This window comes from Pseudalkalibacillus hwajinpoensis, assembly GCF_015234585.1.
Lineage (GTDB): Bacteria > Bacillota > Bacilli > Bacillales > Guptibacillaceae > Guptibacillus > Guptibacillus hwajinpoensis_B.
The window spans coordinates 1,329,268-1,355,496 of sequence record NZ_JADFCM010000008.1 but is presented as its reverse complement, the minus strand read 5'-3'; the positions used below and the strand labels follow the sequence as shown (position 1 = coordinate 1,355,496).

At 38.9% G+C, this 26,229-nt stretch carries 31 protein-coding genes and 8 tRNA genes; 5 read left to right on the top strand and 34 right to left on the bottom strand.

The genetic code is table 11. The features are described from left to right. Positions 1-130: 130 nt before the first annotated feature. From IQ283_RS18750 to IQ283_RS18735, 4 genes are read right to left on the bottom strand one after another with little or no spacing between them, the layout of a single operon-like run. Positions 131-1,762: a peptide ABC transporter substrate-binding protein gene (locus IQ283_RS18750; RefSeq protein ID WP_276511846.1), complete on the bottom strand. Its 1,632-nt coding sequence runs from the start codon at positions 1,760-1,762 to the stop codon at positions 131-133. A gap of 51 nt (positions 1,763-1,813) precedes the next feature. Further along, a complete protein-coding gene (locus tag IQ283_RS18745) occupies positions 1,814-2,758 on the bottom strand; it encodes an ABC transporter permease (protein WP_194221596.1) in 945 nt (314 codons plus the stop codon). Between the two features lies 1 nt (position 2,759). Then, complete coding sequence (locus tag IQ283_RS18740) at positions 2,760-3,689, bottom strand: ABC transporter permease (RefSeq protein WP_194221595.1); 930 nt, start codon at positions 3,687-3,689, stop codon at positions 2,760-2,762. A gap of 15 nt (positions 3,690-3,704) precedes the next feature. Continuing rightward, positions 3,705-4,526: a M55 family metallopeptidase gene (locus tag IQ283_RS18735; protein ID WP_194221594.1), complete on the bottom strand. Its 822-nt coding sequence runs from the start codon at positions 4,524-4,526 to the stop codon at positions 3,705-3,707. Between the two features lie 513 nt (positions 4,527-5,039). Between IQ283_RS18735 and arr the strand changes: the two genes are divergently transcribed. Next, entirely contained in the window at positions 5,040-5,456 is a 417-nt protein-coding gene (arr, locus tag IQ283_RS18730; protein WP_194221593.1) for an NAD(+)--rifampin ADP-ribosyltransferase, read from the top strand. A 159-nt stretch (positions 5,457-5,615) separates the two neighbouring features. Here arr and IQ283_RS18725 read toward each other — a convergent pair whose 3' ends face one another. The 9 genes from IQ283_RS18725 to IQ283_RS18685 all read right to left on the bottom strand — a co-directional run bounded on the left by IQ283_RS18725 (position 5,616) and on the right by IQ283_RS18685 (position 13,501). After that, complete coding sequence (locus IQ283_RS18725; protein ID WP_194221592.1) at positions 5,616-5,933, bottom strand: hypothetical protein; 318 nt, start codon at positions 5,931-5,933, stop codon at positions 5,616-5,618. A gap of 1,466 nt (positions 5,934-7,399) precedes the next feature. Continuing rightward, positions 7,400-7,579: a hypothetical protein gene (locus tag IQ283_RS18720; RefSeq protein WP_194221591.1), complete on the bottom strand. Its 180-nt coding sequence runs from the start codon at positions 7,577-7,579 to the stop codon at positions 7,400-7,402. 52 nt (positions 7,580-7,631) lie between these two features. After that, positions 7,632-7,874: a hypothetical protein gene (locus tag IQ283_RS18715; RefSeq protein WP_194221590.1), complete on the bottom strand. Its 243-nt coding sequence runs from the start codon at positions 7,872-7,874 to the stop codon at positions 7,632-7,634. A 96-nt stretch (positions 7,875-7,970) separates the two neighbouring features. After that, entirely contained in the window at positions 7,971-8,423 is a 453-nt protein-coding gene (locus IQ283_RS18710; RefSeq protein ID WP_194221589.1) for a VOC family protein, read from the bottom strand. 301 nt (positions 8,424-8,724) lie between these two features. Further along, positions 8,725-9,171 (bottom strand): SgcJ/EcaC family oxidoreductase, encoded by a 447-nt coding sequence (locus IQ283_RS18705; protein WP_194221588.1) that lies wholly within the window; start codon positions 9,169-9,171, stop codon positions 8,725-8,727. 220 nt (positions 9,172-9,391) lie between these two features. Next, positions 9,392-9,838, bottom strand: coding sequence for a hypothetical protein (locus IQ283_RS18700; RefSeq protein WP_194221587.1), 447 nt, complete (start codon positions 9,836-9,838; stop codon positions 9,392-9,394). A 97-nt stretch (positions 9,839-9,935) separates the two neighbouring features. After that, positions 9,936-10,481: a GNAT family N-acetyltransferase gene (locus IQ283_RS18695; RefSeq protein ID WP_194221586.1), complete on the bottom strand. Its 546-nt coding sequence runs from the start codon at positions 10,479-10,481 to the stop codon at positions 9,936-9,938. Between the two features lie 367 nt (positions 10,482-10,848). Beyond that, on the bottom strand, positions 10,849-12,735 hold the full coding sequence (locus IQ283_RS18690) for an ABC-F family ATP-binding cassette domain-containing protein (RefSeq protein ID WP_194221585.1): 1,887 nt from the start codon (positions 12,733-12,735) through the stop codon (positions 10,849-10,851). Between the two features lie 334 nt (positions 12,736-13,069). Next, entirely contained in the window at positions 13,070-13,501 is a 432-nt protein-coding gene (locus IQ283_RS18685) for a DUF2203 domain-containing protein (RefSeq protein ID WP_194221584.1), read from the bottom strand. Positions 13,502-13,667: 166 nt separating this feature from the next. On the opposite strand from IQ283_RS18685, the gene IQ283_RS18680 reads away from it, so the two are divergent. Further along, the gene (locus IQ283_RS18680; RefSeq protein WP_194221583.1) at positions 13,668-13,988 is read left to right on the top strand and encodes a 2Fe-2S iron-sulfur cluster-binding protein; all 321 of its coding nucleotides are present in this window, start codon (positions 13,668-13,670) and stop codon (positions 13,986-13,988) included. A 36-nt stretch (positions 13,989-14,024) separates the two neighbouring features. Here IQ283_RS18680 and IQ283_RS18675 read toward each other — a convergent pair whose 3' ends face one another. After that, entirely contained in the window at positions 14,025-14,690 is a 666-nt protein-coding gene (locus tag IQ283_RS18675; RefSeq protein ID WP_194221582.1) for a GntR family transcriptional regulator, read from the bottom strand. 154 nt (positions 14,691-14,844) lie between these two features. Between IQ283_RS18675 and IQ283_RS18670 the strand changes: the two genes are divergently transcribed. Beyond that, complete coding sequence (locus IQ283_RS18670; protein ID WP_194221581.1) at positions 14,845-15,678, top strand: YitT family protein; 834 nt, start codon at positions 14,845-14,847, stop codon at positions 15,676-15,678. A gap of 45 nt (positions 15,679-15,723) precedes the next feature. Here IQ283_RS18670 and IQ283_RS18665 read toward each other — a convergent pair whose 3' ends face one another. After that, complete coding sequence (locus IQ283_RS18665; protein WP_194221580.1) at positions 15,724-16,206, bottom strand: dihydrofolate reductase; 483 nt, start codon at positions 16,204-16,206, stop codon at positions 15,724-15,726. Next, positions 16,203-16,997 carry a thymidylate synthase gene (locus IQ283_RS18660; protein WP_194221579.1) on the bottom strand — a complete coding sequence of 265 codons (795 nt, stop codon included), beginning with the start codon at positions 16,995-16,997 and terminating at the stop codon, positions 16,203-16,205. The genes IQ283_RS18665 and IQ283_RS18660 overlap by 4 nt, the downstream gene beginning before the upstream one ends. Before the next feature lie 150 nt (positions 16,998-17,147). Here IQ283_RS18660 and IQ283_RS18655 point away from each other — a divergent pair, with 150 nt between their 5' ends. After that, on the top strand, positions 17,148-17,591 hold the full coding sequence (locus IQ283_RS18655; protein ID WP_194221578.1) for an Hsp20/alpha crystallin family protein: 444 nt from the start codon (positions 17,148-17,150) through the stop codon (positions 17,589-17,591). A gap of 34 nt (positions 17,592-17,625) precedes the next feature. Here IQ283_RS18655 and trxB read toward each other — a convergent pair whose 3' ends face one another. Next, positions 17,626-18,567 (bottom strand): thioredoxin-disulfide reductase, encoded by a 942-nt coding sequence (gene trxB, locus IQ283_RS18650; protein ID WP_194221577.1) that lies wholly within the window; start codon positions 18,565-18,567, stop codon positions 17,626-17,628. Between the two features lie 192 nt (positions 18,568-18,759). Between trxB and IQ283_RS18645 the strand changes: the two genes are divergently transcribed. Next, positions 18,760-18,996 carry a YuzB family protein gene (locus tag IQ283_RS18645; protein WP_194221576.1) on the top strand — a complete coding sequence of 79 codons (237 nt, stop codon included), beginning with the start codon at positions 18,760-18,762 and terminating at the stop codon, positions 18,994-18,996. 192 nt (positions 18,997-19,188) lie between these two features. Here IQ283_RS18645 and IQ283_RS18640 read toward each other — a convergent pair whose 3' ends face one another. The 17 genes from IQ283_RS18640 to IQ283_RS18560 all read right to left on the bottom strand — a co-directional run bounded on the left by IQ283_RS18640 (position 19,189) and on the right by IQ283_RS18560 (position 26,193). Next, complete coding sequence (locus IQ283_RS18640; protein ID WP_194221575.1) at positions 19,189-19,416, bottom strand: hypothetical protein; 228 nt, start codon at positions 19,414-19,416, stop codon at positions 19,189-19,191. A 53-nt stretch (positions 19,417-19,469) separates the two neighbouring features. After that, a complete protein-coding gene (locus tag IQ283_RS18635) occupies positions 19,470-20,111 on the bottom strand; it encodes a YpjP family protein (protein ID WP_206759489.1) in 642 nt (213 codons plus the stop codon). 245 nt (positions 20,112-20,356) lie between these two features. After that, positions 20,357-20,683: a transporter gene (locus IQ283_RS18630; protein WP_194221573.1), complete on the bottom strand. Its 327-nt coding sequence runs from the start codon at positions 20,681-20,683 to the stop codon at positions 20,357-20,359. Between the two features lie 126 nt (positions 20,684-20,809). Beyond that, positions 20,810-20,884 (bottom strand) — tRNA-Glu (locus IQ283_RS18625). Between the two features lie 7 nt (positions 20,885-20,891). Then, positions 20,892-20,965, bottom strand: a tRNA-Gly gene (locus tag IQ283_RS18620). A 5-nt stretch (positions 20,966-20,970) separates the two neighbouring features. Next, positions 20,971-21,063: transfer RNA gene (locus IQ283_RS18615), tRNA-Ser, on the bottom strand. Between the two features lie 19 nt (positions 21,064-21,082). Further along, positions 21,083-21,158 (bottom strand) — tRNA-Ala (locus tag IQ283_RS18610). A 4-nt stretch (positions 21,159-21,162) separates the two neighbouring features. Next, positions 21,163-21,239, bottom strand: a tRNA-Arg gene (locus IQ283_RS18605). 8 nt (positions 21,240-21,247) lie between these two features. Then, positions 21,248-21,332, bottom strand: a tRNA-Leu gene (locus IQ283_RS18600). Between the two features lie 5 nt (positions 21,333-21,337). Continuing rightward, positions 21,338-21,413: transfer RNA gene (locus IQ283_RS18595), tRNA-Thr, on the bottom strand. Between the two features lie 29 nt (positions 21,414-21,442). Next, positions 21,443-21,518: transfer RNA gene (locus IQ283_RS18590), tRNA-Val, on the bottom strand. 196 nt (positions 21,519-21,714) lie between these two features. Next, the gene (locus IQ283_RS18585) at positions 21,715-21,870 is read right to left on the bottom strand and encodes a hypothetical protein (RefSeq protein WP_194221572.1); all 156 of its coding nucleotides are present in this window, start codon (positions 21,868-21,870) and stop codon (positions 21,715-21,717) included. A 129-nt stretch (positions 21,871-21,999) separates the two neighbouring features. Next, positions 22,000-22,755, bottom strand: a complete 756-nt coding sequence (locus IQ283_RS18580) for an NRDE family protein (RefSeq protein ID WP_194221571.1) — start codon at positions 22,753-22,755, stop codon at positions 22,000-22,002. A 58-nt stretch (positions 22,756-22,813) separates the two neighbouring features. Then, positions 22,814-23,716 carry a rhodanese-related sulfurtransferase gene (locus IQ283_RS18575; protein WP_194221570.1) on the bottom strand — a complete coding sequence of 301 codons (903 nt, stop codon included), beginning with the start codon at positions 23,714-23,716 and terminating at the stop codon, positions 22,814-22,816. Between the two features lie 99 nt (positions 23,717-23,815). Beyond that, on the bottom strand, positions 23,816-24,211 hold the full coding sequence (locus tag IQ283_RS18570; protein ID WP_194221569.1) for a kinase-associated lipoprotein B: 396 nt from the start codon (positions 24,209-24,211) through the stop codon (positions 23,816-23,818). 74 nt (positions 24,212-24,285) lie between these two features. Continuing rightward, positions 24,286-24,900: a cell wall hydrolase gene (locus IQ283_RS18565; RefSeq protein ID WP_242057385.1), complete on the bottom strand. Its 615-nt coding sequence runs from the start codon at positions 24,898-24,900 to the stop codon at positions 24,286-24,288. Between the two features lie 141 nt (positions 24,901-25,041). Continuing rightward, positions 25,042-26,193: an acyl-CoA dehydrogenase family protein gene (locus IQ283_RS18560; RefSeq protein WP_194221567.1), complete on the bottom strand. Its 1,152-nt coding sequence runs from the start codon at positions 26,191-26,193 to the stop codon at positions 25,042-25,044. Positions 26,194-26,229 lie beyond the last annotated feature (36 nt).

Genomic DNA, 26,229 nt, shown 5'->3' with positions numbered 1-26,229 from the left:
TCTGAAGTGTGTGGCGTATAGCTCAAGCTAATTCTATCAATGATGCGTGTAAAACTATAGCCCTTGTGCCAATATCGTATAATGACAGAAAAAAAAGAGCCTGGTTTTCGTATCACCAGGCTCAACTGTATTACTGCATATCCGCCCATTTCAATTCCATGTAGCCAACAGGATGACGTACAATTCCCGTCACATCTTCGTTCTGAAGATAAACCTGATTGTAGAAATGAATCGGGAAGATTGGCATCTCTTCGAACAAAAGTGCTTCAGCATCATGCATGTATTCAAATCGTTTAGCTTCATCTGTTTCTTCTTTCGCCTGTGCAATTAAGGAATCGTATTCTTCATTACTCCAGCCAGTACGATTCATAGAGTGCCCAGACTGGAAACTTTCAAGGAAGTTGATTGGATCAGCATAATCTGCAAGGAACGAACTTCTTGAGAACTGTAAGTTTAATTGCTTTTGTTCATCAGAGAATACGTTCCATTCCTGGTTGGCAAGGTCCACATCAACACCAAGCACTTCTTTGTACATTTGTTGAAGAGTTTCAGCAATCTTTTTGTGATCATCACTCGTGTTATACGTTAGTGTTACGGCAGGAAGCTCATCATAACCTTCTTCTTCCATACCTTTTTCGAGTAGCTCTTTTGCTTGATCAGCATCAGTAGTTACAAGATCACCGCCAACCTCTCTGAAGTCGCCGCCTGCTGCATCTTCAAATCCATAGGCCACAAAGCCATTTGCAGGCTTTTCTTCATTTTTTGTAACAAATTCGACGATTTTCTGCTGATCGACTGCCATCGCAAATGCTTTTCTAATATTTTCATTTTGGAACGGCTCCATTTCAAGATTAAAGCGATAGAAGTAGGTTCCTGACTGATCTTCAACCTGAGCTTGTCCATCATTGAAAAGCTCTTCACTTAAGTCAGCCGGTACATCAGAAGTATGAAGTTCACCAGTTTTGTACATTTGGTATTCTGTATTCGTGTCATCAACCATAGCCCAATCTACTTTATCGAGCTTTACATTTGCAGCATCCCAATAATTTTCATTTTTACTAAATTCGAATTTTGAATCATGTTCCCATTTCGTTAGTTTAAAAGGGCCATTACTTACATACGTATCAGCTTCTGTATGCCATTCAGGATTTTCTTCTACTGTTGCTTTATGAACAGGGAAGAAAGCTGGGTTTGAAATAACACTAGGGAAATAGGCTACTGGACTTTCAAGAGTTACCTCAAGTGTTGTTTCGTCCACAGCTTTTACCATCATATCGTCTTCTGATCCTTCTCCAGTGTTAAATGCCTCTGCGCCTTCAATAAAATAAGCAAGAAAAGCTGCTGGTGAAGCTGTATCAGGATTCGCTAGACGCTTCCAAGCATATTCAAAATCTTCCGCTGTAACAGGCTCCCCGTTAGACCACTTGGCATCTTCACGAAGGTGGAAAGTATACGTTTTGCCATCTTCTGAAAGATCCCACTCTTTAGCAGCAGCAGGCTGTGGCTGATCTTCCTTATCGAGACGCGTCATACCTTCCATTAAATTATTTAAAGCGTTCCACGAAACGCTATCAAAACCAATTGGTGGATCAAATGATGTTGGTTCACTTCCATTGTTTAACTTCAGTACTTTCGCTCCATCCTCTTGCTTTGCATCATCATTTCCTGAATTTGATTCTGATGAACTATTTTCCGTAGTTGTACAACCAACGATGCTAATAAGTAGCACTAGAGAAAGCAGCATTGTAATGATCTTCTTCAAAAGAATTCCCCCTTAGTATTTGTATCAGTGAAAACTCATCGAGATGAGGATTTACTTACGTAGTTTAGGATCAAGAGCATCTTGCAAACCGTCACCGAGAACATTAAAAGCAAACATCGTTAATGAAATAAAGAATGCCGGAAAGAACAGTCTCCACCAGTGCCCGGATAAAATAACCGATAATCCATCATTTGCCATTACTCCCCAACTCGCTACGGGTGCTTGTACACCTAGACCTAAGAAACTTAAGAAGGCTTCGGCAAAGATAGCTGTAGGCACGGTTAATGTCATTTGAACGATGATCGGCCCCATCGTATTAGGAAGGAGATTCTTTCGAATAACGCGACTTGCGCTTGCTCCAAACGTACGAGATGCGAGAACATGCTCTGCGTTCTTTAACTGTAGAACCTGTCCTCGAACAATCCGCGCCATTCCGACCCACCCTGTCACAGTTAACGCAATAATAATCGTAAAAAGCCCAGGACCCATGACGACCATTAAAAGAATAACCATTAGGAGATATGGAAGACCGTACAAAATTTCAATGATTCTCATCATAAAATTATCCGTTCTTCCTCCTTTATATCCTGAAAACCCTCCATAAGCTACTCCAACAACAAAATCGATAATCGCTGCCATAAATCCAACAAACAATGAAATTCTTGCTCCATTCCACGTTCGTGTGAACATATCTCGACCAAGGTTATCTGTTCCAAACCAGTGCTCGGAAGAAGGAGGTAAGTTCCCTTCGGTCAAAACCTGATGATCATAAGAATATGGTGTTAGCAACGGACCAAATATGGCCATTAAGACAAGCAGTACTAACATGATAAGACCAGCCATGGACAACTTGTTCCCAGACAACCTCATCCATGCATCTTTCCAATAAGAAATACTTGGCTTCGCAATCATTTCAGCATTATTAGAGGAACCTTGTAACGGAAGAAAGAGGTCATCTGATAGCTCTTGTTTCGTTTCTTTTCGCTCCGGTATCATACTATTCCCCCCTCTTATGCAGCTTAATTCTCGGATCTAGTATCCCGTAAGCAATATCTACAATAAAGAGCATCATAATGAGGAAGGCACTATAAAAGACTGTTGTTCCCATAATGACAGGATAATCACGATCATTTATACCGTTAATAAAATATTTACCCATGCCTGGAATGGCAAAGATTTTTTCGATAACAAAACTCCCAGTTAATATTCCAGCAACAAGTGTTCCAAGAATAGTAATAACCGGCAGCAATGCATTTCTCATAGCATGCTTCATAACGATTTGGAATGTTGTCATTCCTTTTGCCCGAGCAGTCATAATGTAATCTTGATTGAGAACTTCGATCATGCTTGATCTAGTAAGGCGCGCTATGATGGCCATTGGCCCTGTTGCAAGCGCAATAGAAGGTAGGATCATATGCGTTGGCGAGGCCCAAGTAGCCACGGGGAAAACTTCCCAGTTCACAGCTAGCTGTTGAATAAGTAAAGTCGCCATAATAAAGTTCGGTACTGAAATGCCGATGACCGCAAAAGTCATCGCTATGTAATCAATTGCACCATTGTGACGAAGGGCAGCCATAATGCCTAGAATAATACCTGAAATAATCGCAATCACAAGCGACGTAATTCCAAGTTCCGCCGAGACTGGAAACCCTCTACCAATCATTTCATTAACCGACGTAGATGATTGTTTAATAGACGGTCCAAAATCAAGTGTTGCCAGTGATTTAATGTAAATGGCATATTGAATAAAAACTGGTTCATCCAAATGATAGTGCGCTTCAAGGTTTTGCTGCACCGCTTCACTGGTGTTTCTTTCCTGGTTAAATGGTGACCCTGGTACCGCATGCATTAAGAAGAACGTAATGGTTACGATAATCCACAATGTAATCACCATGGCGAAGAGACGATTGATAATATATTTCGCCACAGGCATCCCTACTTTCTAGCTAAATGTTGTTCTTGATGCTAATTCAGTCATCACAAGCATAGCTTGATAGACTTCAAGCATATTTTTCGCTTGATATTTAACTGTCGTTTCTTTTTCAATCTCAACACCAGGCATAAGGCTCGCCCACTCGGCATGTCCATGATTCGCAAATTCAATGCGAAATACAGGCTCGCGAGGAGGAACTAAAGGTTCGACATGGTGTCTATTAAGCATTGCCTTTTCTGTTTGCTGACGTAACACTTGCCCTGTTTTTTGTGGCGATAACAAAAGAGCGGAAGATCGAGAAATCGTTTCTTTTACAACAGCTGTTGTTATGTTTGGAATAAGCTCTTCGGCTTCTAGTGCAGCTCTGTCATCCCCTGCAACGAACAAAATCGGAACACCAAAGTATCCCGCAACGTATGCATTCATCCCTAGCTCTCCTACAACTTGATCATTTATGTAGAAATTTCTCACATTGTGGAACATGGAATGAGACATTACGCCCGGCATACCGGCGCGTGCATGATAACCGATCATCCCCATACCTTCATATGTACTGTCTAACCCCTGAACCATGGAAAAAGGCTTCACATCTCCTGAAATGAGCCTTGCTTCGGGATGAAGCTTCTCAATAAGTAAGTTGTTCATTTTTGAGTGACTATCATTCACCGTCACAGCTGAGCATCCACTTCCAAAGGCGGCTTCGATTACGTTATTGGCTTCCTGTGTCATCATTTCCTGACCACGTTTATAATTATGTTTATTCGAATCCACAAACGTGTCATCTACGAGGCCGGTTACGCCTTCCATATCTACCGATAAATAAAACTTCACAAATGTTCTCCTTTCTCTCCAGATTCGTAACTTTCTGAATAATTATACCACTATTTACTTCATTTCTCAAAATATTCTAAGGATATCGTGAAGTTTTATTTCATTCTGCAAATGCTCCTTCAAAGTTCGTAAAGTTTGCAAAATAGTTGATCCTGTAAACACATTTACTATATATAAAAGAACAACACTAGTATATTGATAACCGGTTACGTAAGATGTAGAAAACATGAAATCGCATAGCGATTCAAAGGGCAAAACATATATGAAATCATAAAAAATAGAGCTTGGAGGCAATATGCCATTCCAAGCTCTATAAATTTTGTTATTTCATTAAAGCTCCAACAACCATTGACGGTGATTGCTAATTAAAACGCAAATTATAGTTACTTGTCGTTCAACTACATTTTCTCTACTTATATTATATCGCTAATTTCCAGTTAATTATAGACTACTATTTTTATACTTACTGCTCTATACTGTTTTATACAAATCAAAAAAGAGAGGTGTATTAAAATGAATGACAAAAAAGATGTCTTAGATCATGGTCCTTTCTTTCATGGTACGAAAGCAGAACTAAAAATTGGAGATCTATTAGTACCGCAACACTTATCTAATTACCAAAACAAAAAAGCGAACCATATTTATTTCACTGCTACATTAAATGCCGCTAAATGGGGGGCTGAATTAGCAATATCTACATCAAAAGAAAGAATATACATTGTAGAGCCGTTAGGTGAATTTGAAAATGATCCAAACGTAACTGACAAAAAGTTTCCCGGAAACCCTACACGTTCTTATAGATCGAAATCGCCCTTAAAAATAGTAGCTGAATTAAGTACATGGGAAAGACATTCCGATGAAGAAATAAATCATATGCTTACATCTATAAAAAGGTTACATGAACAAGGGAAATTTGTCATATATGATTAATCTTCAAAATCTCTCAAATCATAATTTGAAAGAAAAACTAGGTATCTCAATACTAGAGATGCCTGGTTTTGAACAAAAAGTTCTATTATGTATCTAAAATAACAATATTTTGCAGCCTCTCTTATTACAGATTAGCTCCGAGTTTCTGGAAGGCAGTTATTATGAATAACTATTTTCCTTCTTGCTGAAAATTTCATAAGCAAAATATCCAAATAACATACCTATTCCAGGTCCCCAAGTAATTGCAGATAGAAAGGAAAAGGGGCTAAATATACTGAGAAGTATAGCAACAGCCAAACCAATCATCATTCCGAATGGTATTAAGCTATCTAATATATTTTGAGCACTTCTTGATTTTTTCTTACCTAGAGTTGCTTTCTTAGACTTATGTTTCATTCTTAGAATTACAAATACTCCAATCCCACCCACTATTGCAACTGGCAGTATAATATGCGCAATTTTCAAAGATAAATCCATATTATAAACCCTACTTTCTTTCGCTTTTAAGATGATTAATTTTCAACATAATTTATTCGGTTAAACTGTCCTATTATCAACTTAAACAAAAAGGAGCGTAATCCTTTTTAGATTAACGCTCTTTTTTGAGGAATACTTCAAATCAAGATATTTTTCTTTTGTTTTAGCAACCGTTCGTGAAAATACCTAGTAGAAAATTACTCATATATCTATTCCAAAAAAATTAAATAGTTCTGATATGATTACATCACTTCCTGGTGTAAACATAAATATTGAGAACGCAATACTTATGACCCCTATCAATACCAAGGCATTTCTTTTATTCCCTAGTAGCCCCTTAACAACTAAAAATATTCCTACAAATAATATTAAGAAATACCAAAACCCCATAACCTCACCCCTTAATAGAATAACGTTTCGTAAAATCTTACACCAGCTTGCTAAGCGATAACCACTGTGTAGCTATCCCTCCGACATACTGGGAGATGGTAAATAACGATCCTAACAATCCAACAATGAACATGACAATAGCATATATAATAATCGTAGTTATTAATATAGTTAACGGCTTAAAAAAACCATCCGCAAAGAAGCATGGTATATTTCGTACAAAAACTTATGATACACTTAGATTAAGTAAGTTCAATATCTAACATTTCTTTTTTCTTTGAACCGAAGGATTAGAGGAGTTTGACTGGGAAATTCTTAAATAAAGGTGGAATTTTATGCTTTGGCTTATGTTAATAGTAATATTTCTGCCTTTTATAGCAAGACGAATAGAAAGGCATTTTCAACGATTAAAAAAAGAAAAAAATGAAATGAAGGATATCTTCAGTGATTGAGAGAAAATGATATCCCCACTTAATTAACCTATTGCTTTAGTTAACAAGCAAAATATACCACAGCGGAACTTCCATAAAACTGGAAGTTCTATTTTTGTGAAGTATCAATATTAAACTTTAACATAGCCATTTAATTAAAAAGAAGCCTATCTTATTACAGATAAACTCCGAGTTTATTTAATTATTTTTATCCAAAAGTAGTAGTAAATAGCTGCTTCCTAAAAGAAGAAATGCAATTTGAGTTACAGCGTAAACTGTTAACTCAACTGGTTTCAGCTTCCTTTCCCGTTTGATTTTCTTAAAATGAAAATAATAATAAATTGCACATATGAGCAACACAACTCCTGATACTTGAAATATAATCTCTAATAAACCAATCACAAATATCACCTCTAGTAAACTTCCCAATTGTTGTTTAAACAGATACTACCCTCTTAAAAATTCTTGCTCTACTCGTCAATACCAATTATTTCAAAACGATTCTATTAAATTCATATTTCATTTACAATAAGGAGCCTATCTTATTACATATAAGCTCCGAGATTATGTAAGAATCGTATTCGAGATATCTCTTACTCTTCTTTTACTTTAGTACTCGTTAGTAAAAAACACATATTACTATTTTTAGTTCTCTAATGCTCTCGTCACTATATGGAATACAAAGTAACTCATTCCACTAAGACCTGCAATTCCGAACAGGATAAGGAAAGCGTTTTTCTCCACATAAACCATACTTACAGCAAATAAAATAAAACAAAATATTGCACCTACAATACTTTGTATAGTGTTCATCTTCCTATTCATTTGTTACCTCCCTCCTATAACACAAAACTGTTCCTTTATTACAATGTTTTTTCTATAAATTTTGAAGAGGGAACCAACCATTGTTCAAGATTCGTTCCGAGATTACAGAACAAGGAATATACTCATTAAAACTTGCTAGTCCTTTTGAGTTGTTTTTAATCTCACGTAGTTCCTCATAAATCAAGTATAGAGTCACTATAATGACTGTTATAAAAAATCCCCAGGTACCTAAAAGTTCTGTAGCTAAAATACCAAAGACAAATGCCACGATTGCTGCTGTAATGTATTTGTTCAAATTATAAGCTCCCTTATTTTTTCACTTACATTGAAAACGTCATAAACTACTATTCTTATTACAGATACGCTCCGATTTTATTGAGTAAGAATCCTGTTATTTGTTATCGAGTTGTTCCGCCAAACCAATTAGGAGACCTTCGATTCCACGAATGTAGCAGAGTCGATACGAGTCCTTGTATTGCACCACTTCACCAACGATCTTAGAACCATACTTAGTCAGCCTGGCAACCATTTCGTCAATGTCTTCAACAGCAAACATAACGCGCAAATAACCCAGGGAGTTTACAGGAGCAGCCCGGTGATCTGATATAGTAGACGGGATGATAAATTGCGAAAGTTCAAGGCGGCTATTGCCATCTGGAGTAACCATCATTGCAATTTCTACGGATTGAGTACCTAATCCGGTTACACGACCAGCCCATTCTCCTTCGACAGTAGTTCGTCCTTCGAGGTTCAAGCCAATCTCCTCGAAGAAAGAGATTGCGTTATCAAGGGATTCAACAACGATGCCGACATTGTCCATTCTTAGTAATTTGTTTTCCGCCATAATTTTAGCCCCTTACGTTTACAAATTTTTTACCTGCTCATCTTCATAACCATTCGTTTAAAATGAGACAAACTCCTTCACCACAAAACACCTTGTCAGTAGAAGTCACACTATAGGAAAATGCGAATTTAAGTTTTATGGTATGTCATATAACCTCTTGTTAACGAACAACATCTCCTTTAAGATGGTTCTCAGCCAGCATAAAAGTGGCCAAATCCTTTTTATTAAAGATTTGGCCACAAATTTACACGCTTAAGATTACAGATCTGTAGAAAAAAGCACCGTAAAGGAATGTGCTGGCTTAAAGTTGCTCTCTCAATTCATTTGTCATTTGTTCTACTAATTCAGGTCTCCCATGAAATTGAGCAGGTGTGTTTTGAAACAACACAATTTTCCATTCATTTTCTCTATACTCTAAAACTAATGTGTGATGGGTATTTAACTCTGGCTTTATATCAGATTCACCAGGCGGAATCATGCCGGCAATGGCTCTTAGTATGGCGGCATTATCACCAATAAACTTAATCTCGTTAACCTTCGTAACGAAAGGAGCAGTAGGGTGATCCTTGAAAATCGGCGCTAAATGAGTAGCAATTTCTTCTGGTCCTTTTGATAGACTTCCATCAAAACCTATACTCTCACCTGATTCAGTAAATAAATTCGCCATTCCTTGTGCATTCCGTTCGTTCCAAGAGGAAGTCAATTGTTTATATACTCTTTTTATTGTTTCTTCATCTATTCCCACCATTAAACACTCCTTATTAATCATTACTACAATTCTTTCACATATATATTCTTTCTAAACTTTAACAGAAGACTCAACATCGAGATGTTTCTTTATGGTAGATGAATGGTTCAAGACTGTTTGATACCGAGCTATTAATGATAAGCTCCGATATACTTGAAGAATTGGTTTCGAGATATATTGAAGCAAATCTTAAACTAATGCACTCGTTAGTTCAAGAAAGTTATCCTTCTTTGTAATCAATAATTTCCTTAAGATATTTAGCATTATTTTTATCAAGTTTATAATATTCTACTTGGTCCCAGCCTTCTCCACTACGCTCACCGATAATAGCACCATCATTTGTGAACCATACTCTAGAGTCAATTAAGCTAACCGATTGCCTCGGACTTATTAACTTATAATAAATATCTGGATTTTCTTTATCTATATTTACATTCTTCATCTTCTCTTTACCTAAATAAATCATTAGTAAATTATCAATAATGGCTTGGTTTTCCGTATCTTTAAAAACATTGCGATAATCAATTCGACTTGGATTATCGCTGTTTTGATAACCAATCCTGATTTCCCTGGAAGCCTCATTATTGTTTAGATTACCGGTAAAATAACCACCGACAAAAATAATTAAAGAAACAGCTATAACACCAGTTATTTTCATCAGCTTCATAAAATACGCACTCCTTAATCTAAATTCATTTTTAAAGTAACCTAAACTTACTCCGTTCGCACAATAAGTGATAGCCTCTGTGCAGCTACCGCCCCCATTACTTGAATAACTTGTACCAGTACAAAGTGGTTTCAATATTAGGATTATATGATTGCTTTAGTGTGTCAACTCCACCTAGTATAAATCCTTGTTTCACATAAAATCTGCATGCACCAAGATTATCATCTTGTGCTTCCAAGGACATTCCTATAAGTTTTCTTTCTTTTGCCCACTCTTCCGCTTTATTTAAGAGCAACTTTCCGACTCCACTGTTTCTATAATCTTTTTTAGTAGCAATGTTTTCAATATAACAGAAGCGATTCCATTCCTTAATTATTCTAATTTGTCCTATGCAAATGTTATTCATATAAGCTAATAACAAGGTTTTATCCTCTCGGTTTATATATTGGCTCCAATCAAGTTTGTCATCTGGAAAACGTGTTTCTCTAGTTTCATTGAAAAGAACCACTTTATAAGACCACTTTCCTGATTGTAAACTGGGGACAACTCTACCAAATAACTTAAAATAATCATTTGTCTTATTGATATCCTTAATTAACGCATTATTTAATGGAAGAATAATGATTTTACTTTCACTAACCAATATTGCACACTTCCTTTTATGGTTTTTTGAAAATATTTTATTTATGGATAATGAAACCCGATCTTATTCCAGATTACTGCCCTTAACTTGAATACCTTCTTTAATCCAACTTCAATATTAACATAAATAGCCAATTAAAAACTTCTTTCAATTCACTCCCAAATCCGCACTCGTATCAGGTATGCACTTTTGCTTGCAGGTTTTTCAACCTGTGAATTGAAAAGTGAATTAGACTTCGAGAACCTAAAAAACGTTAGCACACCAAAAAAGCCACACCTGAAATTCAGGAGTGGCTTTCGGTTTGATTCCATAATTTTTTTGGTGAGTGAATCTCTCAAAACTCATTAATACATAGCAGGGTTTCCTACTATTCCATTTTCTCTGAGAGCTCAGACCAACGTTCAATTTTTTCTTCTAATTCTAACGTTAGAGCCTGTTCTTCTTTATAAAGCTCATCTACTTTTGAAAAATCGCTTCCTGATTCTGCTATTTCAACTTTAACGTCTTCAATGCGCTGTTCAATTTTCTCAATAGTGTCCTGAATCGTTTCCCATTCTTTCTTTTCTTTGTAAGAGAGTTTCACTTGCTTTGGTTTCTCGATTGTATCTCCTGTTTTTGGAGTTGATTGCTTTTTCTCCATAGCTTCAAGCTCTTTTTCTTTTTTCAATACATCAAGATAATCGGAGTAGGAGCCATAATAGTGGTCAATCTTTCCATCACCATCGAAAACGAAAAGCTGCTCTGCCATCTTATCAAGGAAATAACGATCGTGGGAAACGGTAATAACAGCTCCAGGGAATTCGGCAAGATAATCTTCTAACACAGCAAGCGTCTGAACGTCTAAATCATTCGTAGGCTCATCTAGGAAAAGAACGTTCGGCTCTTCCATTAAGATACGAAGCAAATATAATCTTCTTTTCTCTCCACCAGATAATCGGGATATGTATGTCCATTGCATATCAGGTGAAAATAGAAATCGCTCAAGCATTTGAGATGCTGATACGGTTCCGCCCTTACGGAGGCGAACCTCCTCTCCACCTTCACGAATGTATTCAATTACTCTAAGCGATTCATCTAACCCCTCATTTTGTTGAGTGTAGAAACCTGGTTTAACTGTTACACCAATATCAACGTGACCTGAATCAGGAGCGATTCGACCAGCAAGCATATTAAGTAGCGTCGTTTTGCCAGAACCATTCGGTCCAATGATGCCAATTCGGTCTTGTGGAAGAACAAGATAGTTAAATTGGTCTGTTAACGTTCGACCATTGATCACTTTTGATATATCCTTAGCTTCAATTACTTTCTTACCTAGACGACTCGCACCTAATGCCATATCGACATTTCCTTCTGTCGTTCGTCCTGGTTCTTCCTTCATTTTCTCGATTCTTTGCTTACGTGCTTTTTGTTTTGTTGTTCTAGCTTTCGCTCCCTTTTTTAACCACTCTAGCTCACTTTTTAGTAATTTATTGTGTTTATCTTCTTCTTTCGCCTCACGTTCTTCACGCATCGCTTTCTGTTCAAGAAATGTAGCGTAATTCCCTTCATATTCAAACAATCGTCCTTTATCCAGTTCAAAAATGCGGTTTGTTACACGATTAAGAAAATACCGGTCATGCGTAACAAGCAATAGAGTTCCAGAGTAATTGGCCAGGTATTGTTCTAACCATTCAACAGTTGCATTATCGATATGGTTAGTGGGCTCATCGAGAATCAATAAGTCTGCTGGATTTATAAATGCTTTCGCTAGTGCAACACGTTTTTGTTGACCACCTGATAATTCATTCACCATTGCGTCAAACTGAGTAAGCCCGAGCTTTGTTAGAATCGTTTTAGCTTGGGTACTAAAATCCCACGCTTGAAGACGATCCATTTCTTCCTGTGCCTGAAGAAGCTTCTCTTGTGTCGCTTCTTTCTCAGGAAAGTTCATTACGTTCTGCAGCGCTTCTTCATATTTTCTTACCGTATTAAATAACGGCACATCACTATCAAAAACTGTCTCAAGGATAGTTTTTTCCTCAACAAAAACCGGGTCCTGAGGCAAGTACTCTACATGGAACTGATTCGCATGGTGCAGTGCACCACTATCCATCGACTCGATGCCCGCAAGAATTTTAAGCAAAGAGGATTTCCCCGTGCCATTTACTCCAATTAAACCGATTCTCTGCTTTTCTTCGAGCGAAAAAGATATCCCATCAAATAGTGTTTTCTCTCCATATGATTTGGTGATTAATTCAGCCTGTAATAAGCTCATGATACTCATCCTTTTCTCTCTTTAGTCTGCTTCCTATTTTAACTGTTTTAGAGAAAGAAGGGAACTGATCTACTAATAAGATAAAGAAAAGAAGCTCCGCTAAGAGCTCCTTTTTATTAAGCATTCTTTTTTTGTTGCTTATTTTTCTTATGCTTTTTATTGTTATTTTGTTCAGCTGCTAGCTCGCTTGCGAATTCGGTATCATGCTTATGAGTTTGTTTTGGGTTTTTCATGAACTCACCTCCCTACTCTTTAAGGTGAGCTATTTTTAAAATTATATACTATTACGGTAATTGAAATTTAATTGTGTTTTATTGAAAAGAGCTGATCTACATCAGCCCTGCTCCTCCTCTTTCATAATGTTTTCAATCGGTTCTCGTTTATTAAATCCACCTAGATCTGAATGATAAAAGGATACTTCCTCTTCTCCGTCTTTCCAGCACAGTAACACTTCTTTTCCATTGATTATTGCAGGAAAATCAATTAATCCTTCATCTACATTCTTGATTTCTACTCCAAGAGTCATGATATTGTTAATAAACGTTTGTGCTTCTAACTCCATAAATTCCATCCGCGCCTCTTTTTTAAAAAGGATATCTTCGTCAACTTTTGTTTTGTGACGATAAAGAAGCGTTTTCTTATGCTGTTCAATCTGATCGTAATGTTCGCTAAATTGAATTTTCAGGCGCTTAAGTCCGGCAAGCTCTCTCCTTAATACTGGCAACAAACGATTCGCTTCTTCTAAAGTAAAATGCTTTTTTTCCATGTTTCTCCTCCTGGTTCGTCTTTACTACTATTTCTTTACCCTTACCCACATTCTTTAACCATTATTCGACGAATTTTTACAATCGGAACAATGCTCTTCAAAGAGACTTGAAATTCGGATATGATAGAGGATGTAAGGGGAACCATTTCATAAAGGAGGAATTTCTTTGGCTAAAGTTACTGTACCAGATCACGGAACGTTTGAAGTAGAAGAAGGAACTAAGTTAGCACTTGCTCTTGAAGATAACGGGGTCCATGTTCTTCACCGCTGCGGTGGGAACGCAAAATGCACAACCTGCCGTGTAGAAGTGATGGATGGAGAATTTGGAGAACTAACTGAAATTGAAGAGGAAGCGTTTAAGAAAAAAGGCGTGGAAGAAAAACTCCGCCTCTCCTGTCAGGTTCGTGTTAACGGCAACTGCGAAGTGAAGCCTGCGATGACTGTTGAAAGCTCTGGCCTTGATGCTGGACCTAGACCTGCTGAATAAGCAAAAACAAAGACGAGCTTACCTAGCTCGTCTTTATTAAAATAGTGTTGTCAGCGACTGATAATTTAGCTTATCTTCCTGAAGCTTTGCTAAACTATTCTCAAGATGGTTTGTAATAACGTTATGAAGACTTTCCTCATCATTTGCCTCTAGTAGTTGAATCACTCTATTATGTTCGACAATATCATTCTCATCATTACCGCTAAAAACATCATACAGCACCATATAAATGGTAATTTGATTTAAAATTTGCTCCATAAAATCAATCAAATAGCGATTTCCACTCGCTTTAGCCATCACAAGGTGAAACGCCTTATTTTGTTCATGATATAAGAGAATGTTACCTTCTTTAAACGCCTTTCCCATCTCCTCAGTCTGTTGCTTTAACCGCTCGATATCAGAAGGTTCCATTTTTGCGTACCCTTCACGGATCGCCATATCCTCTAAAACTTTTCTCAATTCAAAAGCCTGAATCATTTCATCAATCGTCGGTTGAACGATAAAAGCTCCTTTATTCGGAACGACAGTCACAAGACCCTCTGCTTCCAGTTTCGCAATAGCACTTCGAATCGGCGTCCTACTAGCATTGACTTTAGCAGCAATAGCACTTTCAAACAGCTGATTTCCTGGAGCGATTTGTCTCGTTAATATCGCATTTTTTATTAGTTGATACACTTTTTGTTCAACTGTTTCTTTACGCATGTCTTAAGACCCGCCCATACTCTATTTTCCATTATTTTAACATAAAAAAAAGGAAGTCACATTTCATTCGAACAATATTGTTGAACAATCTTGTCCAGTTTCAACCACTATGATATATTATCCTACGTATTGAGGAACAGAACGGAGTGATGACATGAACAATACTGGAAAAGAAATAACGTTAATTATTATCGGATCGTTATTCTTTGCGCTTGGTGTGAACTGGTTTGCGATTCCAAACGAACTAGGTGAAGGCGGCGTAACTGGCATATCGATGACGCTTTATTATATTCTTGATTGGTCACCAGGGATTACAAACTTTGTTATGAACGCTGTGCTTTTAGCCATTGGATATAAGGTACTGAATAAACGAGTAACCTGGTATACGATGCTTGCGATCTTCTTTAGCTCTTTATTTATACAATTAACTGAAGGAATGGGTCAGCCGCTTGATATTATGCTCGGAACCGTCTTTGCTGGTGTTTTCATCGGGATTGGTCTCGGTCTCGTTCTCCGCTCAGGTGGTACTACTGGTGGATCTACAATTGTTGCCCGTATGCTTAACCAAAGCTTTGGGTGGAGCGTAAGTACATCGATGTTTGTTTTTGATATTCTCGTTGTACTCGGCTCTTCCGTCGTCATCGGGATCGAAAATACGATGTATACCGGAATTTCCATTTATATTAGCACAAAAATATTGGACTATTTAATTGACGGATTTGATACGCGTAAAGCCGTAACGATTATTTCTCAAAGTACTGTTGCCATTGCAGAGAAAGTAAGTGAAGAAATGGACCGAGGCGTAACGGTTATTAATGCTCGCGGACATTATTCAAATGAATCAAAAGACATCTTATACGTTGTCATTAATAAACAGGAGCTTTTCCTTCTTAAAAAGATGATTCAAAAAGTCGATGATAAAGCTTTTGTCGTTGTGCATGACGTGAGAGATGTTTTTGGAGAAGGATTTACATTTCCTAAAACATAAAAGCAAAAATCCCCCTAGTGAAAAGCATTTCACCGGGGGATTTTTTTAGTTGCGATCGTAAACGACAAAATCGAAAGCGTGTTTATTTCTCTCATCACTTGAATGTTTTTCGCGCGAAGTTTCTTTCCAATCATCTTGAGAGAAATCGGGAAAATAAGTATCTCCATCAAACGATTCATGAATCTCAGTAATGTACAGGCGATCAGCATGCGGAAGCAGCTGACGATAGATTTCAGCGCCACCTATAACGAACCAATCTTTTTCCTCACGCTTTGAAAGTTCCAGAAACTCCTCTACAGAATGCAGTACAGTAACCTTTTCATATTCCAGGTCTTTTCTAGTAATTAGATAATTTTCACGGCCGGGTAACGCTTTGCCAATTGATTCGAATGTTTTTCTTCCCATAACGATCGATTTTCCAGTCGTCATGCGTTTAAAATAAGCGAGATCAGCTGGCAAATGCCAAGGCAGATCATTGTCTTTCCCAATTAACTGCTTTTCATCCATTGCTAGAAGAAATGATATCATACCGACACCTCTCCTTTAATATGTGGATGAGGATTGTAATCCGTTAACTCAAAATCATCAAATGAGAAATCAAAAATTGATTTCACGTCTGGATTGATTTTCATTTTTGGAAGGTCTCTAGGTTCACGAGTGAGCTGAAGGTTGACCTGCTCAATATGATTGTTATAAATATGTGCATCACCTAGCGTATGAATAAATTCACCTGGCTCTAAATCACACACCTGCGCCATCATCATTGTGAGAAGCGCGTAGGAAGCGATATTGAAAGGCACCCCAAGGAACACATCAGCAGAACGTTGATAAAGCTGACAAGAAAGCTTCCCATCAGCAACGTAAAACTGGAAAAGACAGTGACATGGAGGTAAAGCCATGTCATCGACTTCTGAAGGGTTCCATGCTGTTACAATCATTCTTCTTGAATTCGGATTTGTTTTAATTTGCTCAACTACTTTTGCAATTTGATCAACGGTTGATCCGTCCGCGCCCGTCCACGAGCGCCATTGATGACCATAAACTGGACCAAGCTCACCATCTTCATCAGCCCATTCATTCCAGATGCGCACACCATTATCCTGAAGATACTTTACATTGGTGTCTCCATTTAAAAACCAAAGAAGCTCATGAATAATTGATCTTAAGTGAAGTTTTTTGGTAGTTAAAGCTGGAAAACCTTCTTGTAAATCAAACCTCATTTGATGTCCAAATACACTGACCGTCCCCGTTCCTGTCCGATCAGATTTCTTAGTTCCGTTATGTAAAATTTCTTCGCATAGCTGCAAGTAAGTCTTCATCGTACTCCTCCTTCAATTCTCTAATGACCATTGTAACATGAAGAAAGATCAGAAGTAACTTGCGAATTTTATGTAAAAAACAGACAAAAAGCACATTTTCCTTAGGCAAACATACTGTATATCAGAAATGTTGGAAAGGATGAAATAACCATGGCGAAAGGCGATAAATTACCTAAACTGTTTCAAGACCCTGCTATTCAAAATTGGATGAACACCTTTGATGATTTCTTTAAAGAGCCATTTGCGAATCTGCTACCAGCTCAGTCGTTTCGGGTTGATCTTTATGAAACGGAGGATGCATTTATTGTTGAAGCAGAGTTACCTGGTATCACGAAGGAGCAAATTAAAGTGGAACCACTTGGAGATGGTCTCCGAATCTCCATTGAATCGAAAGAATTTCATGAGTCACGAAACGATAAACAAAAATATTACAAACAAGAACGATCCTATTCAAGTACTAGTCGCACCATTAAGCTTCCTTTTCACTTCTCTATGAAAAATGTGAAAGGGAAATACGAAAACGGTGTGCTTGAAATTAAGATACCTAAATCCGATCGCATACGTACCGATTCGAATTATATTAACATCGACTAAAAAAGCGCAAGGCCAAGGCCTGCGCTTTTTCTTCTTACATACTCCAGTCTATAAAGGCGTTTCCTTCGAGGAACCGCTCACAATCCATAGCCGCCATACACCCTGTACCTGCTGCTGTGATCGCTTGACGGTAAGTAAAATCCTGTACATCTCCACAAGCAAACACGCCAGGGACGTTCGTTTTTGTCGTTCCTGGTTCTACTTGAACGTAACCTTTATCATCCATATTAATTTTACCCTCGAGAAAATCAGTGTTTGGACGATGGCCAATCGCAACAAATATGCCGTCTGTCTTAACAAACTCCTCTTCTCCCGTGTCACTATTCTTTACTTTAATACCGCTCACTTTATTGTTTTCTGCCACAACCTCTAGCGGGGAAGCATTTAGCTTCCAGCTAATTTTATCATTGGAACGAGCACGCTCTTGCATAATTTTTGATGCGCGAAGTTCTTTCCTCCTGTGAAGAACAGTAACTTCTGAAGCGAATTTCGTTAAAAAAGTCGCTTCTTCCATAGCCGAGTCTCCTCCACCAATCACAACGATTTTTTTATCACGGAAGAAAAATCCGTCACACGTTGCACATGTACTCACGCCTCGACCCATGTTCTCTGATTCTCCTGGTATACCTAGAAGCTTTGCTGAAGCACCAGTCGAAATCAAAACAGACTCCGCCATAATATCCCCGAGAGTATCTGTTTTTAATTTAAATGGCCGCTCACTAAAATCAATATCCTTCACCCATCCACGCTCAATTGTAGCGCCAAACCTAAGCGCCTGCTTCTTCATATTTTCCATCAATTCTGGACCGAGAACGCCATCTGGAAAACCGGGAAAGTTCTCAACATCTGTTGTTAACGTAAGCTGACCACCAGGTTCCGGTCCCTCAATGACGAGCGGCTCCATATTAGCCCTCGCAAGATAAATGGCTGCTGTTAAACCCGCTGGTCCTGTTCCTACAATAACTGCTTTATGCATAATGACCCTCCTCTATCGACTTCATTATGTTATTTTTCCTAATTATATAGAAATAAACCCTTCTCTTACAAATTATATGGGTATCCATCAATTTGTTTCTTGATCTTATGCAAATGGTTGTTCATTTTCACACCTTCTTGATAGAATAGAAACAGTCTTGTAATAGTAAGGAAAACCCGAGGTGAATAAAAGATGAATCCAATAGTTGAATTCTGCATGAGCAATCTTTCGAGCGGTTCACATAAAGCAATGGAAAAACTAGAAAAAGATACAGATCTTGATGTGCTCGAATATTCTTGTCTTGGTCACTGCACACTTTGTAGCCAGGATATTTACTGTCTCGTTAACGGCGAGCGCGTTACTGCCGAAACGCCCGATGAGCTAGTTGATAACGTCTACCAGTTCATCGAAGAAAATCAGATGTTTTAACCGAATTTGGACATACTAATAAGTGAATCCAATTAGAGGAGGAGCTTACATGAAAAATCGAAACGCGTATGATCCGAAAGCCGGTGTGCAAGGTGAAAAAGAAGGCGAAGACGCTCTTCTTATGAATAAAAAAAGAGGCCCGCAAAATGCGCGCCCTAAAAAAAAGTAAAAGCCGCTTTATGCGGCTTTTTATTATGCAATGCGAAACCGAAAAGTAAACCAGAAGTCTTCATTGAGGGAGATGCCGGTAGCAATAATATGCTGCTCTCCTTCATCATCAAGCGTAATCCAGCTATGATGCTCATCTTTATAAACTGGATAGAAATGACCTTCCTTAAATAATTTACGATTCAATACACTCTCTGAGCCGGTTAAAGGCTCTTCTTCGAAAACATCTCTAATACATTGTACAAGTTCCATCTATGTTGTGATCCTCCCTTAATCTCCAACCAAAAACACCCCGCGCACCTCTCTTACGAGAGCCACTTAGGCGGAGTGTTTTTATCCCAATAAATCTTACCTACTTCATAATGTTCTTCAAAATCATCATTCGCTTCATGGTAATGAAAATTAAACCAATAGCCATCTTGTGGGGGGTGATCTCTTCTCACATGGAAACGCAATAAGTCTTCCCCGCTCTGTTCATTATACACATGAAGAATACGTTCTCCGTATCCACCAGAAGGGTTGTCCGTCAAACGAAGTGACCTTAACGTATCCTCATCCAAATTTTCCACTGAGGTAGCGATCGCTTCTGTCATTTTAGGTACAATTGCATCTCGATACTCGTTTCCGACTCGAGTTGAGATCGTTTCACCGAATTTTGTTAGCCCGAGTTGCTCGGATTGATTGCTTGCATAGCTTACAAAATGCGTCAGTAGTTCAGAAGAAGAAGCGTCCTGAGCTATGATGGGCCAATCATACTGATCAACAAGAGGTTCTATCGCCTTATCAGGCTCGTCCCTCGGCTCAATAAGAAGATGGTTTTCTTCTTGATAATTCTCTGATGCCTCTGTTTTGTCATCTGCTAGATATCCAGTAGGAATCACAGTTCCAAGCGTAATAACAGCAACAAATGCTACAAATAACTTTCTCATCCAAAGAGGGAATTTCATTATGTGCACCTGACTTTCGAAGATCAATAGTTAGTATTATTCTCGCATGATCTTCTCAAAAAAGCCAGATGTTTAGACGATTTTTCATTAATTTTCATTTGGCTATGTTAACGAACGTTGTTGACTTTTGGGTCATTTATGCTCTAGGATGACCAATCGCTTCGAGCAAAAAAACAAGAATCAAAAGTATAAGCTAACGAAGCTTTTCATTTAAAAAAGAGCGCTTCATGTAAGCGCTCCACCTATTAACAAGTAAACATATCAATTCTTCTCAGACTTATGCCTGTATACACCCATCTTCTACCGGTCCAGCGAAACCCCGAAACAGAAGTACGCCCTACATATACTGGCCAAAACCAAAATGAATTGCCGCCTCTCATCCAAATATAAGTAAACCGATACATACACCTTCTAATGGATCCTGGATCTACAGCAAATGTTCCAGCTTGTGCTGACTGTGGTCTAGGAGGCGGTGATGCTGGTGGGCTCGATGTTGGAGCTACCGGTTGCTGACGATAGGCATCTGTGTTGTCATAATGATAAGCAATATGCTCATGTTCTTCATAATACATTCGGTCCATCCCCTCTCTTATACAGTCACTGTATGCTGTATTCTGATAAGACGTACCGAATTGAAAACAACAAAAAAAGCACCTCTTTGAGTATGCTTGAGCCAATAAAGTTTATGAAAATTTAGTTGGTGACCCGTACGGGAATCGAACCCGTGATACCGCCGTGAAAGGGCGGTGTCTTAACCGCTTGACCAACGGGCCAACAAAATGGAGCGGGTGATGGGGATCGAACCCACGACATCAGCTTGGAAGGCTGAGGTTTTACCACTAAACTACACCCGCAAATATGGAGGAGGAAGAGGGATTCGAACCCCCGCGGGCGACTAAGCCCCTGTCGGTTTTCAAGACCGATCCCTTCAGCCAGACTTGGGTATTCCTCCGAAAACATGAAAATATATATGGTGGAGCCTAGCGGGATCGAACCGCTGACCTCCTGCGTGCAAGGCAGGCGCTCTCCCAGCTGAGCTAAGGCCCCAATATGGTGCGCCCGAGAGAAGTCGAATCCCTAACCTTCTGATCCGTAGTCAGACGCTCTATCCAATTGAGCTACGGGCGCATATTCTATGGTGCGGGTGAAGGGACTTGAACCCCCACGTCGTAAGACACTAGATCCTAAGTCTAGCGCGTCTGCCAATTCCGCCACACCCGCATGTGTGGTGCCGGCCAGAGGACTTGAACCCCCAACCTACTGATTACAAGTCAGTTGCTCTACCAATTGAGCTAGGCCGGCATAATTTAATGAAAATCACCAAAAATAAATGGTGGAGGATGACGGGCTCGAACCGCCGACCCTCTGCTTGTAAGGCAGATGCTCTCCCAGCTGAGCTAATCCTCCGTTAAACAGCGACTTCATTATTATACAATATCATCTTTTGTCTCGTCAACACTTTTTTTATTGTGTTTTTTCAAGGACAAGACTTATCTTATCACCGACCCGAAAAAAACACAACCCTTTTTCACAAAAAAATTAATCCCCATAGTTAAGCACTCAATTTTTGACATAGAAAAAAGCAGGGAGCGCTCTCCCCTGCTTATACTGGCGTTTGAATAAGTGGTTTTTTCTTTTTATTTTGGCGGAGTATTGGTCTTTTTTTAGTCACCATTTCAGAATCATATTTTCGGTACTCTTTCATGTCGGTTGATTCCCGCAAAAGCTGATCTTCAACATAGTGACGCTTTCTTTTCAAAAAAACCCCTCCTCATAAGTAATAATTCTCAGTACCCTATTTTTCTGTTGTTAAACCCGAATCTTTTTTCACCATCGATCTATCGGCAAAAGTTACAGGTAACACATAATTTATTCACTTAGAGCGCAATTATGCTTCATCAAGATTAAATTGGTAATAATTTTCCTGATCTTCTCCTGACCTCTCAACGAAAGTAACTTCTCCATTTTGTGAAACCATAATAACAGTTTGCGCCCTCGTTCCGTAATGATCCGACTTAATAAAAACAGGTGAAAGCATCCTTTCCCATTCGATCGGCACGCCTGTCTGTGGTAATAAATGATCAGGTGCCGGCTCAGCATGAGAAAGCATTTCAAAAAGACGATTCTGATCGAGGTTCTTTTCTGCACTTAAATAGTGTTTCAATTCTTCTTTAAGCTGCTCAACCTTTGGCCAGCTCGTATTCAGTAAGTGATTACTTACAGCGTGAACACCGTTCTCTAGTTTTGAAATTTGATCCTGCCGATTTGAATAATAATAAAGGCTCTTAAAATCTCCTATGATTAAATTAAATCCATTGTACTGATCTTTCTTTTGTCGAACCTTTTCTAGGTATGATAATGGGGATTGATGATCACGTAAGTAATCGGCCGTTAGATCACCCCTTGATAGACTTTTAGGCTGCTCATTCGCTTCTCGATAATTCGTAAGGGCTGCAATTCTTCCGTTTGTTGTAACCCCTAGCCATGTTCCCATAGCCTTTAAATCACGCCCCGCAAGTAGTTCTGGTACATCTTCCCAATAGTTCGCAGGTTTTGTTGGACGCTCGTAGAATTCATCTCGGTTGGCTACGAGTATAAATGGGTATGTAGGATGAACATTTTGAGCTACAGCAATTAAGCACATCTTCACGCGCCCCCTCTCTTGTTTCACGGTAAGAAAAAACGCAGCGTTAGCCGCTGCGTTACGATTGGATCATACGAACTTCTTCTTCACATGCAGAAGAACAATAATGGTTATACTCCTCTTTGCAAGAATCACAGACGATATGAAGCTTGTCGCACTGTACATTAGCACAATTGATATAAGTATCTGCTGGCTCCTCACAATGGTAGCATTTCCCTACAACTGTATCTTCATCGGTACGGTTTACATTAACAGCAAGACGATCATCAAATACAAAGCACTTGCCATCAAAATATTTCCCTTGTACCTCCGGGTCTTTACCATACGTTACAATTCCTCCATGAAGCTGTGAAACGTCGGAAAAACCTTTTTTCATTAAGTAACCAGAAAATTTCTCACAGCGAATTCCACCTGTACAATAAGTTAATACTTTCTTATCTTTTTGGTCCGAAAGATTTTGTTCAATCCAGTTCGGAAGATCTCGAAAAGCCTTTATATCAGGACGAATTGCATTGCGAAAATGACCAATATCGTACTCATAATCATTTCGTGCATCGATAACAATTACATCATCATCTTCTAATGCTTCCATAAATTCCTTTGGCTCAAGATAATTCCCGGTTATTTCTTTCGGGTTTACATCTTCCTCAAGCTTTAGTGAAACGATTTCTTCGCGCGGACGTACGTGCATCTTTTTAAAAGCATGACCTTCTGCTTCATCAACTTTGAAAACCATATCACGAAAGCGTTCATCTGCTTTTAGTTCGTCCATGTAGCGCTCAGTATCCTCAACGGTTCCTGAAACCGTTCCATTTATGCCCTCTTTGCCTACAAGGACTCGACCTTTTAAATTGAGTGATTGACAATACTTAAGATGCTTTCGAGCAAAATAATCCGGATCTTCTATTTCTACATATTGATAATATAACAGCACTTGATATGCTGAAGCTTCTGATTGCAAATCAAAAACCACCCTTTACGTCTTCTTCAATCAAGCTCTAAACCAAGAGCCTAAATCAATACTATATCTTACCGGATTCGAAGTCTGATGTAAAGAAGATTACCTTGATGGGAAGTAGTCGTCTTTAAGCTTTTCGATTTCGATAAGAGATGCTTCGGCCCATCTTCCGCCTTCGTGCTTGAGCTCTGCGGATTGTGTTTCAAGCGCTTCCTTCAGTGAATCGTTATAATCAGGAACATTTCCTTCGTAATGGTTAATGGCTGACATTGGAACGAGCGCTTTCTCGAATTGTGCTAACGCTTTTCGCTGGTGAAAAAGAGGAACATCGAGCTGCTTGGGATTATGAAGGTCTCCCTGAGTTGGATGCTTGATGACAGCAAGAACCTTAATCACAGCTTTGGGGGACTTCATATCGACGACTTCTCCAATATATCTCCCCGTTTTATAACCTGCCGTTACTATTTCTCCTGGCTGAAACGTTTTTTTCTCTGACATAGTCGCTTCACTCCTTCATCTAACTGTGTGTACACGTCGATGATATCATAAAATCCTCCTTTATCAGGAGGATTTTATCTTGTGAAGACATGTTTTCCAATCTCTTTGATTATATGCCTTGTACGAATCCAATCGTCTGTTGCAATATCAGGATTGTAATAAAACAAAGCTCCTGAACTTGGGTCTCTACCACTAAGGGCCGCATAGACAGCCTTATATGATTCTGCTCCTGGCTTTTGATCATATTGACCGTCAGATACTGCAGTATAAGCACCACTTTCAAAAATCACTTCTTTAATGCTATTTGGAAATCTTGCAGAAAGTGTTCGATTGACTGTTACAGCAGCTACCGCTACTTTCCCTTCAAACGATTCACCTCTTGCTTCTCCATTAACCAATTTGGCCAACATTTCAATTTCTTCTACAGAATAGTTCGATACAGTAAATTGATCCTTTGTTACTTTCTTAACATCGTTCATATTTTTTACAGGAAGGTTAAGCAATAAGGCAACCTCCTGTTTCGTTTCTGGTTCAGATAAAGTTTCGTTTAATACAACTTCTTCATTAATCTCATTCTCAATCTTAGGCTTTACTTTCATCAATGATACGGCCGCTACCTGATGAGTTTGTGCAGAAAACAGAGCAAAAAAGAGGCTCATCATCATCATAGCAATGATCGTTTTGTTCATATATCTCATCCTTTCAGTAGCTTTTTGCCACGCCATAAAGGATAGAGGAAGGACAGGTCCCTTTCAATAGGGAGTCACAGGGATGTCTTCCACATATGAGAACAAAAAGAAACTCCTTCCAAAAGGGAAGGAGTAAGATAATTAGTCTTGAAATTGCTTCATTGCAAGAACTTGTAACGATAATTCATCACTCGGAGGATTGTGAAGCCCCGCTCTAACGTCTCGATAAAGTCGTTCCAGATGATTCTTCTTCATTAAGCTTCGCGCTCCTACAATACGCATTGAAAGATCAACAACTTCCAGTGCAGCGTTCATTGCTTGCGTTTTGGCAGCGAAAAGCTGTCCCTGCATGTTCATCCGCTCTTCTGGGTAACGATCCCACTTCTCTGCAACCGAATATAGAAAATGACGTGCTGCCATTAATGAAAGTCCGATTCGTCCAAATTTATCTTGAATGTGCGGTACATCTTTCAGTGGCACATCAAGTGTGTTCGGTTGGTAAGAAGACACAAATTGAACTGCCTCTTCCCGTGCTGCCTCTGCTATCCCCATGTATACAGCGGGAATATGGAGCAACCAGGCTGGGGGTAATGAAGCTGTTTTTCGATTTTTATCATAAGTTTCAAGGAGCGCATTAGAAGGAACAAATACGTCAGTCAATACAAGGTCATCACTACGGGTACCTCTCATGCCTAGCACATCCCAAGTCCCCTCAAGTTCAACACCTTCTTGACTCATGGACACTAAGAAATCTGTAGGGACACCTTCGCACGTTGCTTTGACAATCACTTGATTAAGGTGAGGACTTAATGTTGTAAATGTTTTTCGACCAGTTATTTTATATCCTCCCTCGACAGCAGTTGCGATCGTAGCAGGCATACCACCTCGAGTTGGGTCACCTGTCTCCTCTTCTGTTTGAGCTCGATTTATGAGCGTACCATCCACAACATGACGACAAAGCCTTTCATAGGTTGAAGGATTCCATGGCCTTCGATCGCTTAAATCTTTTAGTACTCCCAGATGCCAGCCGAGTGATAGCGCACCAGACCCTTCTCCTTTACCAAGCTCTTCCTGAACAAGAACAAGCTCATAGAGAGAAAGACCACCACCTCCAAACTCTTCTGGGATTGTAAGTGAAGTAAAGCCTGATTCTTTCATACTTGCTATAATGGAATCAGGAATATACGCTTCCTGATCAATATGTGTGGCGCTCTCCTTAAGTTCTGCTCGATGTTTATTAGCTAATTCGAGCAGCTTATGATCACGCTCATTTCGAACAAATTTATCAATCATTCTAAGACACCCTCTTTCACCAAAGTCATTAATCTA